We start from the raw sequence: 12297 nt of genomic DNA, 5'->3' as shown, positions 1-12297 counted from the left end.
GCGGCACGGGCCAATCCGGATGTGACCCATTCGGTGGAACATTGGGTCCGCTGCTGGGACGAGCAGCGGCGTTCCATCGAGTTCCGCTTCCGGTTCGTCCGGGAGAAGCTCGTCTTCATCATCCTCGACAACACCGACCAGCGGCTCATGGAGGCCGAGCTCCGGCACATCGGCAGGGTCGACACGCTGACGGGCACGGCGAACCGGCGCGCGTTCATGGAAGAGGCGGAGCGCGCGCGTGGCGATGCGCGGACCGCAGGGGCGCCGCTGTCGGTGCTGATGATCGACATCGACCATTTCAAATCGATCAACGATCGCTACGGCCATTCGACGGGAGACGAGGTGCTCGTGGCCGTTGCCGCGCGGATCCGGGCAAGCCTTGGCGAGGGGGAAGTGCTGGCGCGGATCGGCGGCGAGGAATTCGCGATCGTGCTGCCGGGCATCTCGGGGGAGGCGGCCCGGGCCGCCGCGGACCGCGTCCGTGTGTCGATCAGCGGCTCTCCGATGTCGTCCGCCACCGGGCCGGTCGAGGTGACGGTCAGCATCGGCGCCACCGAGTATGGTGGCGGGGACGACAGCGTGGAGGATCTGCTCCGGCAGGCGGACCGGGCGCTCTACGAGGCGAAGGCGCGCGGCCGCAACTGCGTCGTCTGGGACGTCGCCGGCGGCTGATGCCGGTCGCCGCTTCCGGCGCGACCGGCTTTTGGAGGACACGATGCCCGCATCCGATCTCGCCTTCTGGTCCGCGACCGAGCTCCTCCACGGGTTCGCGCGTCGAACCGTCTCGCCCGTCGAGGCGACGGAGGCTGCGCTGTCGCAGATCACGCGCCTCAACGGGGAGCTGAACGCCTTCTGTCTGGTCGATGAAGTGGCTGCCCGGGACAGCGCCAGGGCCTCCGAGGCGCGCTGGACCCGCGGGGCTCCGCTCGGACCGGTGGATGGCGTTCCCACCTCGATCAAGGACCTTTCGCTGACGCGCGGCTGGCCGACCTTGAGGGGATCGAAGACGACCGATCCGGCGGGGCCCTGGGACGTCGACGCGCCGTTCGTCGCGCGGATGCGCGATAGCGGGGCCGTGCTGCTCGGCAAGACCACCACGCCGGAATTCGGCTGGAAGGGCGTCACCGACGGCCCGCTCACCGGGGTCACCCGCAACCCCTGGGATCCCGAGAAGACACCCGGGGGCAGTTCAGGCGGCGCGGCGGTCGCCTGCGCCACGGGCATGGGCGCGCTGCATCAGGGCTCGGACGGCGGCGGCTCGGTGCGCATACCTGCGGCCTTCACGGGGGTCTACGGCATCAAGCCGACGTTCGGCCGGGTGCCGGCCTATCCGTCCTCCCCCTTTGGCACCGTCGCGCATATCGGCCCGCTGACGCGCACCGTCGCCGACGCGGCGCTGATGCTGTCGGTGATGAGCGGACCGGACCCGCGCGACTGGTACGCCATGACCGAGGCCGCGGATTTCGCGCACGCCTGCCGGATGCCGGTGCGGGGATGGCGGATCGCGTTCTGCCCGGACCTCGGCGTGGGAACGCTCGATCCGGAGGTGGCGACGCTGGTGGCTGCGGCCGCGGCGGCGTTCGCCGAGCTCGGGGCCGTCGTCGAGACCATCGAGCCGCCGTTCGAGAACGCCGAGCCGATCTTCCGGGCCCACTGGTTCGCGGGCGCCGCCAACCTGCTCGCCAGCATCCCCGCCGAGCGGCGCGAGCGCGTCGATCCCGGCCTGCTCGCGGTCGCGGGCGAGGGCGCCGAGATCCCGCTGCTTTCCTATCTGGCTGCGGTCAAGGCGCGCGAAACGCTGGGCGCCCGGATGAACGCGTTCCACGAGACGTGGGACCTGCTGCTGACACCGACGCTGCCGATCCCCGCGTTCGACGTCGGGCTGGAGGTGCCGCCGGGGTCGGGGATGGAGCGCTGGACCGAATGGACCCCGTTCTCCTATCCCTTCAACCTGACCCAGCAACCGGCCGCCTCCATTCCGTGCGGTCGCACGACGTCCGGGCTGCCCGTCGGGCTGCAGATCGTCGCGGCAAAGGGCCGGGACGACAGGGTGCTCGCCGCGTCGGCGGCCTTCGAGGCGCTACATCCGATCGAGCTGCCGCACCTCTGACCGCGGCCGTCGGTCCGGACGGGCGGCCTTAGGGACGGAAGCGGGAAAACGCGCGCCCGAGCGCACGGACGCCGAGCCGGATCGGCCGGGTGATCCAGTAGAGCGCGTGGAGGCGCGGCGGCAGCGGCAGGGCCTGATAGTCGGCCACCTGCGGGCCGGCCAGCGCCGTCAGCGCCGCCAGGCGCGCGGTCCAGCGATCGCGGAACCGCCAGCGGCGGCGGAGATCCTCGCCAGCGCCGGCGAGAAGGGCCAGGCCCCGGTATTCACGTGCAATCCGCTCGGGCGCGCGCGCCGGATCGAGATGCGCCAGGCAGTCGGCGGCGAACGCGGTCGCCATCGGCGGGGGCGATGGCTGCCTGCCCTCGACGATCGCCGACAGCGTCTCCGGCAGCAGCATCGCGGCGTCGACGACGCGGCTGAAGCCGCTCTCCGCCGCGCGGCGACGGACCGCGTCGGCGTCGAACGAGGGGTGCCGCATCATCATCGACAGGTCGAGCACCCAATGCAGCCTGGACCAGCGATGCTGGGCGTGGTGCGCGCAGATGTAGACGAACAGGTCCGTCGTGGAGAGGACGGGCCACGGGCGCTTCCAGATCTCGATCGTCTCCGCGCGGGCGAGGAGGTCCGCCGTGGGAAAGGCGTTTCCGGAGGCGTCCACCCGATGGTGGATCTCGACCGTCACGCCGTCCGGAGAGACCAGTGCGACCTCCTTGGAGAGATGCGCGATCGCGATCGCATGATCGACGGGCCGGCCACCGCCCCGATCGACCCGCAGCCGTCCGATCAGGTCGTAGCCGGCACCCATCAGGCTGCGCAGGAGCCGCTCGATGTCGGATGGCGCGACCAGGACGTCGATGTCGCGCGCCACCCGCAGGCCGGGCGATCCGTAATAGCGGGCGCCGAGGGTGAGGCCCTTGAACATGGCGTGGGAGACGTCGAGGGGGGCCAGGTGGTCGTCGCGAAGCCCGCCCATGGTTGCCTGCAGCAGCAGAGCCTTCTTCAGGCGGCCCGACACGGCCTGCTTGAGCGGGCCCAGGCGCGCCTCGGCCGCCGGACCGGCGACCTCGTTCAGCCGCGACAGGACGACCGGCGCCAGGAAGTGGTGATTGAAGAGGCGGACGGCTTCGGGCCAGTCGGCGTCCGGGATCGCGGCCGCGGCCGCATCGATGGTGGCGGTATCGCAGGCGCACGCGCAGGCGAGCGCGAGCCGCTGGTCAGGGCGCAGCGTATCGGTGGGACCCTGCCGAAGCCTCATCGTCTCGCCATCACGTCGTCGCACCGATCTGGGTGGAGGAGATCCTTCCCCGGCTGAGGTGGTGGACGAAATCCGGTGCCCAGGTCCAGGGATCCCGGTGGGTGATGACCAGGATGGTCGTGCGCCCGCGCAGGCCGGCGACCGTGACGGCGAGCTTCTGCTCGGTTTCGGCGTCCAGGGCGCTGGAGGGTTCGTCGAGGATCAGCAGGCGCGGCCGGCGCACCAGCGCGCGGGCCAGCGAAAGCCGCTGGCGCTCGCCACCCGAAAGCCGCCCGCCGCGCGGCCCGAGCGGCTCGTCGAGACCCAGCGGAAGCTGCCGGACGAAATCCTCGGCGGCGGCCAGGCTCAGGGCCTCCCACAGCGCATCGTCCGCGACGTCGCCGGTGTTCCAGACGAGGTTTTCCCGCACGGTCCCGGCGTGGATGAGCGAGTCCTGCGGCACGTAGGCGACGTGCCGGCGCCAGGCATGGGTCGTGTCCTCGGTCAGCATTTCGCCGTCGATCGAGAGATGCCCGGACGTGGGGCGAAGCAGCCCGCCCAGCACGTCGGCAAGGGTCGACTTGCCGCTTCCCGAGGGACCGCACAGCACGCTGATGGCGCCCTTCGGCAGGCTGAGAGAAAGGCCGTCCAGCACGATGGGCATGTCCGGGCCGTGGCGCAGCCTGACCTCATGACAGCCGATCGCTTCCTCCAGCGACGGCGCTTCCGCGTGCACGACGGGATCGGCCGCGGCCTCGGCCTCGGCGGTGAGGGCAACGATCGACTCATAGGCCGGCAGCGCGTGAGAGACGGAAACCGCGCCCTGCATGATCTGCTGGGCCATCGGCGTGGCCCTCATCAGCACTCCGGCGAACACGAGAACCTCGGGCCCGGTGAGATGATGCGTCGCCAGCGTCAGCTGGATCACCAGCGCGACAACGATCGCGGCCGCCACCTGAAGGGTGAGCCGCAGCCGGACCGTGTCACCGATGAAGGCGAACTGGCTGTCCCGAAGCGAGGTCATGCGAAGGGCGAACTGGCGGATCCGCCAGTCCTCGCCCTGATGCGCCTTGGCGATCTTCAGCGTGTCGAAGAACCGGCCGATGTCGTCGGAGAGGTCCGATTGCGCGCGGCTGAGCTGCGCTCCATGCGCCGCCGCGCTCATCCGGCCCCGGGTCACGATCGCCGCGATCAGGCCGACGGCCACGACGACGGCAAGCGTGGCCGGAATGGAAATCCACAGCGCCACGGCCATCTGGGCAACGAGCAGCAGCCCAAGCACCGGCAGCCGCAGCAGGAAATGTGTCCCCTGCTGCAGGCGGGTCATCTCCCATCCCAGCACGTTCGTCGCCCGTCCCTGGGACTGGCGCGCCAGGAAGGGCCAGTCCGCATGGCACAGCGCGGTCGCCAGCCGGATCCGCAGGTTCACGATGAACGTGAGCTGCATGCGCGACATGACGATTTCCTGCCGCGCGCCGAGCAGGGCCCGGCAGATGCCCGTCACGGCGAGCAGGCCCAGCAGGGCCGCGGTCGTCGTGGGAAGATGAAAGCCGCCCAGCCCGGCGGCGATCCGCTGCGGCATTACGGCCTGCCCGGTAATGGCGCCCAGCAGCGGCAGCGCCAGCGAAAGGCTGATCGCCTCGAAGAGCGCCGTCAGCACGAAAAGGCCGAGCGCGGCCGCCACCCTGCGCGCCCCGATCTCGGCGATGAAATGCGCAAGCAGAGGCTTCAGCGAGGACGCAAGGCGACGAGATAACATGCAGGTCCGTGTGTGCGGCAGCGGGTCGGGAGGATCGATCTCGGATCGATCAGGACGAGGCCAGGTCGGCGAGCGGCACGAAGTTTGCGGTGTCGGCGCCGCCGCCCAGAACGATTGCCTCCCCGACCATCAGCCACGCGTGGGCGGCGAGGGCGTCGTTCTCCTTGCGCACACCCAGGCGGATGCTCGAGCCGATCCCGCGCCGCCACAGCAGCATCGATCCGGCGAGCGCGCGCACGAGGCAGGTGCTCTTCCAGGGAAGCCGGTCGGCGACACGCTCCACCCGGATGCCGATGGTCCGTCCGAACGCGTGCCGTGCGTTGGCCTCGATCCCGCCGCTGGGCTTGCGGACGTCAAACAGCCGCGCGGTCAGCCGAAACGGCAGGCCGAAGACGAGCCCCTGGGCGATCAGCAGCGCAAGGAATGTTTCGGCTCCCTTCATCGCGCGAAGGAAGACGGATGTCGGAGAGGCCACTCGGTGTTGTCCTTCGCACGTCCTGTCGGGCGACGCGGAGTGTAGCCGATTTTCTCGGCGATGCGGGGTCGATTTCGTGCAGTTCCGCGCCCCCGAGAAGGGGCGGGAGCCTTTCGATGCGCTGCCGGGGTGGCGCGGCGTCAGACGCCGAGGCTGGCCATCTGTCCGGCCGGATAGCGCGTGCCGGCGGCCACGCCCGGCTGGAACGCCGCGTCGAGGGCCTTGAGCGTCTCGGCCGACGGCGACACCGACAGCGCCGCCACGTTCTCGTCGAGCCATTTGCGCTGCTTGGTGCCCGGCAGCGGAACGATGGTCTTGCCGCGCGACGCCACCCACGCCAGCGCCAGCTGCGCCGGAGAGCAGGACTCCCTGGCCGCGAGCTCCGACAGCGTCTCCAGGAGCTTCACGTTGCGAGCCAGGTTCTCCGCCGCGAAGCGGGGATGCTGGCGGCGCCGGTCGCCCTCTTCCAGGCTGTCCTCGCCGGTGATGGTGCCGGTCAGGAAGCCGCGCCCGAGCGGCGAGTAGGCGACGTATCCGACCCCCAGCTCGGCACACAGCGGCAGCAGCTCCGCCTCGCAGTCGCGCGTCCACAGCGAGTATTCGGTCTGCAGCGCCGCGATGGGGTGCGTGGCGTGGGCGCGCTTCAGGGTCTCCGGCGAGGCCTCGGAGAGGCCGATGTGGCGGATCTTGCCTTCACGCTTCAGGTCGGCGAGCGCCCCCACGGTGTCCTCGATGGGGACGGTCGGATCGATGCGGTGGACGTAGTAGAGGTCGATGGTATCCACCCCCAGCCGCCGGAGGCTCGCCTCGCACGACTGGCGCGCGAACTCCGGATCGCCCTTGGCGCCGGGGCGGCCGTCGGGCAGGCGGATGTTGCCGAACTTGCTGGCGATCACCGCCCTGTCGCGACGGTCCTTCAGGGCCCGGCCGACCAACTCCTCGTTCTTTCCGCCGCCATAGGCGTCGGAGGTGTCGATCAGGTCGATGCCGTGCTCGAGCGCGCGGTGGATGGTGGCGATCGCCTCGCCCTCGTCCGGCGTCCCGTAGATCTGGGTCATGCTCATGCAGCCGAGCCCGATCGCGGAGACTTCCAGCTCGCCCAGCATCCGTCGTTCCATGGTCGTCACTCCCGTTGGCTGCCGGCAGGGTCCGGCGTCGTCGTCATCTCTACATGAGGCCGGGGAGGAACAACACGATCCCCGGGAACGCCGCCATCAGGCCGATCAGCACCAGGTCGCATCCGAGGAACGGCGCCGCCGCGATGGCCACCTGGCGCAGCGTCGTTCCCTTGGGTGCCACCCCCAGCATGACGAACAGAAGCAGCCCGAACGGCGGCGTCGTCTGGCTCATTTCCAGCGCGATCAGCATCAGGATGCCGAACCACAGCGGGTTGATGTCCAGCGCCACGATCAGCGGGAAGAAGATCGGGATGGTGATCAGCATGATGGACACCGGGTCCATGAACATGCCGAGGATCAGCAGCGAGATGAAGATCATCACCAGCACGACCGCCAGCGGCACGTCGAACGAGGTGGCGAAGGCGAGCATGCCCGAGCTCGCGCCCGAATAGGCGAGCAGCTGGCTGAAGATCGACGAGTTCAGGATGATGAAGAACACCATGCCGCTGACCTTGATGGTCGACAGCATCGACGTCTTCAGCACCTCGAGGCTGAAGAGGCGGAAGGCGAAGGTGAGGATCAGCACACCCACCACGCCGAAGGCGGCGGATTCGGTCGGCGTGGCGATGCCGAAGATGATCAGGCCGATCACCATGAACACGACCAGCGCCATCGGGGTGATGTTGACGAGCGCCAGCTTCAGCCCCTGGCGCCAGGGCACTTCCTCGATGTCGTAGCGCGGCGTGAGCGACGGGTTCACGCGGATCTGCACGGTGATGAGGATCGTGAAGAGGATCGCCAGCAGCAGGCCGGGAATGATGCCGGCGATCAGGAACCGCCCGACGTCGATGCCCGCGAGCGAGGCGAGCAGCACGCCCAGCGTCGAGGGCGGGATGATCATGGCGAGGCCGCCGGTGCCCAGGATGGGTCCCAGCGACATCCGCCAGTGATAGCCGCGGCGCTGCATCTCCGGCACCATCAGCGAGCCCAGCATCGCCGTGTTCGCCATCGAGGAGCCGGTGAGGGTGGAGAAGATCGTGCCGCCGGCGACCGTCAGGTAGCAGAGCCGTCCGGGGATCCGTCCGAAGAAGGTGTCCAGCGTGTCGAACACGCGGATCGCCAGCCCGGAATAGAAGAACAGCGACCCCATGAAGATGAAGAACGGGACCGGCGCCAGCTGGAAGCGGGTGATCAGCGAGGTGGAGTTGTCCACCACCTGCAGCAGCGAGCCGGGGCCACCGATGAAGACCAGCGCGCCGATGATGTTCGTCACCATGAAGGCGAAGGCCACGGGGACGGCGAAGAACATGAACCCGATGACCATGAAGATCAGCAGGGCGAGGGCGTAATACCATTCCATCTACATGGACTCCGGGGCGGCGTCGCGGACGTACATGGAATCGAAGCCCAGCAGATAGCGGGTGAACTCGATCGCGATCATCGTGAAGCAGATCGGGAACAGCACGTAGAGCGCCCAGTAGGGGACATCGACCGAGCGTTCGTCGACGTAGCCGTAGCGCAGCGCCTCGTCGAACAGCAGGCCGCCCTCGTAGGCGAACACGAGGGAGACCGCGATGCAGAGGCAGTAGACGATCTTCTCGCAGATCCGCTTCGACTTCGGCCCGAGCTGGGTGAACAGCACCTCGGCCGTCACGTGCCCCTTTTCCCGCACCAGGTAGGGCGCCGCCAAAAGCACGAAGTAGAGGAGCACGTATTCGACGAAGGCGACGGTGAAGCCGAAGGGCTGGAACCCCAGGGCCCGCATCGACACGTCGACCACGACAAGGAGGATCCCCGCTCCGATGAGCGTGCCGGCCAGCACGACACAGCCGATCAGGATGGCGTTGTAGAGCCGCCAGAGCACGAACATCGCAGCGGGTTACCTTGCGTTGGGGTCGAAACGGTCGATGGAGGCGGCCGGTGGAACGGCCGTCAGTTCTTGGCGTCCAGGAGCGCGCGCAGCTTCTTGGACTCTTCCTCGCCGACCTTGTCGGTCACCCGGGCCCACATGGCGTCGTTGGCGATGGCGAGATACTTCTCGCCGTCCGCGCCTTCCATGGTGAGCGCCTGGACGCCGGCCTTGTCGGCCGCCGCGATGTCGTCCTTGTTGCGGTCGATCATCTCCTGCACCGAGGCCAGCTCGTAGGCGCGCGCCGTGTCGGTCAGGATCTTCTTCGCCTCGTCGGACATGCCGTCCCAGGCGCGGTTGGAGACCAGCACCACGTTGGCGAGGTGATAGAAGGACGGCTCGATGCGGTACTTCACGGCGTTGGCGAGACCGATCGAGGCGAGACCAACGGTGGGCCAGCCGAAGCCGTCGATGACGCCGCGTTCCAGCCCGGTCGGCACGTCGCCCGACGGGATCTGCACGGTGGTGGCGTTCAGCGCTTCCTCGATCGGGCGATAGGCGCCGGTCGTGCGCATCGACATGCCGCTGAGGTCGACGACCCCGTCCTTCATCGCCGGCTTCTTGTTGGTGTATAGATAGTAGCCCGATCCCGGGCCCGTCTCCGACCACGCGAGGAAGTGGGCGTCGAGCTTGTCGTCGAAGATGTCGGCGAACAGGTCGAACGCGCCGTTCTCGTGCAGCTTCTCCACGCCGACGGTCTGCAGCATCATCGACTGGGCCTGCGGCACGACGCCGGAGACGTAGGCGGCGGGGATGAACAGGATGTCGATGACGCCGCGCTGGAGCGCCTGCGGGGCGCGGTCGGCGGGGGTCACCTCCGGGCCGCCGAGCAGGTCGACCTTCACGACGCCCTTGCCGGCCGCGTTCAGCGGCTCGATGAAGTGCTTGATGTAGCTCTGCGAGAGCGCGTGCTGGGTCGGCAGCGCGGTCTGGGTCTTGAGCGTGACTTCGGCGGCCGACGCGATGGTGCCCGTGCAGGCGCCCGCGACGGCGATGACGGCGAGTTTCGCCAGGGTCTGGTGGATCCGCATGCTGTTTCCTCCCGTTTGATGGTCTTGTCGTCTTGTCTGCCCCTCGCCCGAAAGGCGCGGGGCGCGATTGGCGGGGCGGACGAACGGCACGTCCCGCATGAGGTCCCTGGCCGGCTTCCCTCCGCCGGACAGGCGTCCCGTGACCGACCGGGCGGACCGGTGCCGGCCCCTCAGCCGACCGGGTTCGTCAGTTCCCCGAGCCCGGTGATGGCGACGCTCATGGTGTCGCCCTTGGCCAGGTATTTCGGCGGCGTGAAGCCGATGCCGACGCCCGCCGGCGTGCCGGTCGCGATGATGTCGCCCGGCAGCAGCGTCATGGTCGCCGTGATGGTCTCGATCAGCGTCGGAATGTCGAAGATGAGGTCGGCGACGCTCGCCGACTGGCGCGTCTCGCCGTTCACCGTGGTGGTCAGCTCCAGGCGGGTGACGTCGCCGACTTCATCGGCGGTGACCAGCCACGGCCCCATCGGGCAGAAGGTGTCGATGCCCTTGCCGATGACCCACTGGTTGTGCTTGCGCTGCAGCTCCCGCGACGTCACGTCGTTGATGATCACGTAGCCGAAGACCACGTCGTAGGCGTCGGCCTTGGCGACCTGGAACGCCTTCGTGCCGATGACCAGCCCCAGTTCGCCCTCGTAGTCGACGGTGCCGGTGGGATCGAGCGATCCGCGCACCACGTCGCCCGGCCCGACCACGCTTGTGGTCGCCTTGGTGAAGATGATCGGCGCCGTCGGAGAGGCTTCCTTGCCGCTGGAATCGAAGCCGCTGGAGTGAAACTCCTTGGCGTGCTCGTGATAGTTCTTGCCGACGCACAGGATGTCGCGCAGCGGCGTCGGGATCGGCGCCACGATCCGCACGTCGGCGAGCGGAACGCGCCGTCCGTTCGCCCCCGACCAGGTCTTTGTACCGGCCCCGGCCTCGATGAGGCCGCGCACCGCGTAGCCCGCGTCCGCCCCTTCCGAACAGACCACCACGTCCGTCCCGTCCACGTAGCCGGCGATCAGCCCGCCGTCGAATTCACATGTCACCAGCTTCATAATATCGACAACATCCGTTTCTCTCGATAATAATGCAATACATATCGAAAACGGCGTGTCAAATCGGAACGTGCGCGCCCGGCGGATTGCGCGGTAGGATCCGCCCCCGTTCGAGGAAGAGGACGTCAGACTGTGGTGTACGAGTCGTCGCAGACGAAGGACGACCTTCAGCCGGCCGCGCTGGTGCGCGACGGGTCGGAAACGCTCACCCAGGTGGCCTATCGCGCCATCCGCAGCGATGTCATCCGCGGCGTGCGGCCGCCGGGCGAGCGGCTGCGCATCGAAAAGCTCAAGCAGATCTACGACATCGGGCCGACGCCGATCCGCGAGGCGCTGCAGAAGCTCAACGCCGAGCAGCTGGTGCTGAGCGAGGGCAATCGCGGCTTCACCGTCGCGCCGCTCGACCCGGACGAGTTCCGCGATCTCAACATCGCCCGCACGGAGGTGGAGATCGCCGCGCTCCGGCTGTCCATCGCCAAGGGCGATGGGGCCTGGGAGGCCCGTGTGGTCGCCGCGAGCTACACCATGGACAAGGAAGACAAGCTGCTGGCCCGCGACGCCACCGTCGCCGACAGCTGGGAGCGCGCCAACGCGGCCTTCCACACGGCGATGGTCGATGCCTGCGGGTCCCGCTGGCTGCTGCACAGCCGGGACACGCTCCAGGATCTCTGCGAGCGCTATCGCCGGGCCTCGGTGCACCGCAACCGCGGCGAGCGGGATCTCGCCGGCGAGCACGCCGCCATTGCGAGCGCGGTGCTGGCGCGCGACGTCGAGGCCGCCTGCGACCTGACGCGCCGCCACTTCGAGCTCACCGCGACGAACCTCGACGTGGTGGTTCCGCCCGCCGGCAAAGCGCGATCGAAGCGCTGATGGTTGCAGAGATTCTGCTGTTCCTCGCCGTGGGTCTCGCGGGCGGGGTGGTCAACGCCGCCGCCGGCGGCGCCAAGCTGTTCGTGTTTCCGCTGCTGCTGGCGACGGGTCTGCCGCCGCTGGCGGCCAACGCCACCGGCACCGTCGCGCTCTGGCCGGCAACCCTGCCGGCCGCCTGGCACTACCGGCGGGAACTGTTCGCCGACTGGAAGCTGCTCGCGCTGACGCTGCTACCGGGCCTCGCCGGGGCGCTGTGCGGCGCGCTGGTGCTCATCAGCTCGTCGGAATCGGCTTTCGTGGCGGTCACGCCGTTCCTGCTGGCCATCGCGGTCACCGCCATCCTGCTCGGCCGGCGGCTCGCCACGCTGATGCAGCGCATCCTGCCCCAGCGCTCGATACTCTGGATCGCCGGGGTCCTGATGTTCGGGGTGGGCTTCTACGGCGGCTACTTCGGCGCCGGCATGGGCTTCATGCTGCTGGCGGTGCTGGCCACGACCTTCGGCGGCGATCTTCACCGCGCCAACGCGAAGAAGAACCTGTTCGCCTTCTGCATCAATTCCGTCGCGGTCATCCCGCTGATGATGTCGGGGTACGTGAACCTGCTCGCCGCCGTGCTGGTGCTCATCGGCGGGCTGACCGGCGGCTATCTGGGCGGTCACATCATCCGCAGGGTTCCGGACTGGCTGCTGCGCGTCGTGGTGGCCTCGCTGGGGCTCATCCTGACGGCGTTCTTCCTGCTGCGGTGAGGGCCGGG

General features: G+C 68.9%; 12 protein-coding genes (1 of these 12 only partly in view). 4 read left to right on the top strand and 8 right to left on the bottom strand.

All coding sequences use genetic code 11. The features are described from left to right. Together AB7M35_RS12865 and AB7M35_RS12860 are read left to right on the top strand one after the other, a co-directional pair. Positions 1-672 carry the 3' portion of a GGDEF domain-containing protein gene (locus tag AB7M35_RS12865; protein WP_453960319.1) on the top strand. The gene continues 435 nt to the left of window position 1, outside the view, so 672 of the gene's 1107 nt are visible here — the last part of the coding sequence; the start codon falls outside the window, past its left edge; the stop codon is at positions 670-672. A 43-nt stretch (positions 673-715) separates the two neighbouring features. Next, on the top strand, positions 716-2110 hold the full coding sequence (locus tag AB7M35_RS12860; RefSeq protein ID WP_453960318.1) for an amidase: 1395 nt from the start codon (positions 716-718) through the stop codon (positions 2108-2110). 28 nt (positions 2111-2138) lie between these two features. Here AB7M35_RS12860 and AB7M35_RS12855 read toward each other — a convergent pair whose 3' ends face one another. From AB7M35_RS12855 to AB7M35_RS12820, 8 genes are all read right to left on the bottom strand, one after another. Then, complete coding sequence (locus AB7M35_RS12855) at positions 2139-3365, bottom strand: nucleotidyltransferase family protein (RefSeq protein WP_453960317.1); 1227 nt, start codon at positions 3363-3365, stop codon at positions 2139-2141. A gap of 10 nt (positions 3366-3375) precedes the next feature. After that, positions 3376-5103, bottom strand: coding sequence for an ABC transporter ATP-binding protein (locus AB7M35_RS12850; RefSeq protein ID WP_453960316.1), 1728 nt, complete (start codon positions 5101-5103; stop codon positions 3376-3378). Between the two features lie 49 nt (positions 5104-5152). Then, positions 5153-5578, bottom strand: a complete 426-nt coding sequence (locus tag AB7M35_RS12845) for a lasso peptide biosynthesis B2 protein (protein WP_453960315.1) — start codon at positions 5576-5578, stop codon at positions 5153-5155. A gap of 140 nt (positions 5579-5718) precedes the next feature. Further along, positions 5719-6696, bottom strand: coding sequence for an aldo/keto reductase (locus tag AB7M35_RS12840; protein ID WP_453960313.1), 978 nt, complete (start codon positions 6694-6696; stop codon positions 5719-5721). A 49-nt stretch (positions 6697-6745) separates the two neighbouring features. After that, positions 6746-8056, bottom strand: a complete 1311-nt coding sequence (locus AB7M35_RS12835) for a TRAP transporter large permease (protein ID WP_453960311.1) — start codon at positions 8054-8056, stop codon at positions 6746-6748. Next, on the bottom strand, positions 8057-8566 hold the full coding sequence (locus AB7M35_RS12830; RefSeq protein ID WP_453960309.1) for a TRAP transporter small permease: 510 nt from the start codon (positions 8564-8566) through the stop codon (positions 8057-8059). Positions 8567-8628: 62 nt separating this feature from the next. Further along, on the bottom strand, positions 8629-9636 hold the full coding sequence (dctP, locus tag AB7M35_RS12825; protein WP_453960308.1) for a TRAP transporter substrate-binding protein DctP: 1008 nt from the start codon (positions 9634-9636) through the stop codon (positions 8629-8631). A gap of 170 nt (positions 9637-9806) precedes the next feature. Continuing rightward, entirely contained in the window at positions 9807-10673 is an 867-nt protein-coding gene (locus AB7M35_RS12820) for a fumarylacetoacetate hydrolase family protein (RefSeq protein WP_453960306.1), read from the bottom strand. A gap of 135 nt (positions 10674-10808) precedes the next feature. On the opposite strand from AB7M35_RS12820, the gene AB7M35_RS12815 reads away from it, so the two are divergent. Together AB7M35_RS12815 and AB7M35_RS12810 are read left to right on the top strand one after the other, a co-directional pair. Beyond that, positions 10809-11543 carry a GntR family transcriptional regulator gene (locus tag AB7M35_RS12815; protein ID WP_453960304.1) on the top strand — a complete coding sequence of 245 codons (735 nt, stop codon included), beginning with the start codon at positions 10809-10811 and terminating at the stop codon, positions 11541-11543. Then, positions 11543-12289 carry a sulfite exporter TauE/SafE family protein gene (locus tag AB7M35_RS12810; RefSeq protein WP_453960303.1) on the top strand — a complete coding sequence of 249 codons (747 nt, stop codon included), beginning with the start codon at positions 11543-11545 and terminating at the stop codon, positions 12287-12289. The genes AB7M35_RS12815 and AB7M35_RS12810 overlap by 1 nt, the downstream gene beginning before the upstream one ends. The last annotated feature ends 8 nt before the right edge of the window (positions 12290-12297 follow it).

The sequence above is a fragment of the Amorphus suaedae genome, from assembly GCF_053629675.1.
The sequence above is the reverse complement of the archived record's forward strand: the minus strand, read 5'-3'. Positions and strand labels throughout refer to the sequence as shown.

What these genes read in the sequence shown, in the direction of transcription:
- AB7M35_RS12855 (WP_453960317.1), bottom strand. Translation starts at nt 3,365, where the DNA reads ATGAGGCTTCGGCAGGGTCCCACCGATACGCTGCGCCCTGACCAGCGG.
- AB7M35_RS12835 (WP_453960311.1), bottom strand. Translation starts at nt 8,056, where the DNA reads ATGGAATGGTATTACGCCCTCGCCCTGCTGATCTTCATGGTCATCGGG.
- dctP (WP_453960308.1), bottom strand. Translation starts at nt 9,636, where the DNA reads ATGCGGATCCACCAGACCCTGGCGAAACTCGCCGTCATCGCCGTCGCG.
- AB7M35_RS12850 (WP_453960316.1), bottom strand. Translation starts at nt 5,103, where the DNA reads ATGTTATCTCGTCGCCTTGCGTCCTCGCTGAAGCCTCTGCTTGCGCAT.
- AB7M35_RS12860 (WP_453960318.1), top strand. Translation starts at nt 716, where the DNA reads ATGCCCGCATCCGATCTCGCCTTCTGGTCCGCGACCGAGCTCCTCCAC.
- AB7M35_RS12810 (WP_453960303.1), top strand. Translation starts at nt 11,543, where the DNA reads ATGGTTGCAGAGATTCTGCTGTTCCTCGCCGTGGGTCTCGCGGGCGGG.
- AB7M35_RS12820 (WP_453960306.1), bottom strand. Translation starts at nt 10,673, where the DNA reads ATGAAGCTGGTGACATGTGAATTCGACGGCGGGCTGATCGCCGGCTAC.
- AB7M35_RS12830 (WP_453960309.1), bottom strand. Translation starts at nt 8,566, where the DNA reads ATGTTCGTGCTCTGGCGGCTCTACAACGCCATCCTGATCGGCTGTGTC.
- AB7M35_RS12840 (WP_453960313.1), bottom strand. Translation starts at nt 6,696, where the DNA reads ATGGAACGACGGATGCTGGGCGAGCTGGAAGTCTCCGCGATCGGGCTC.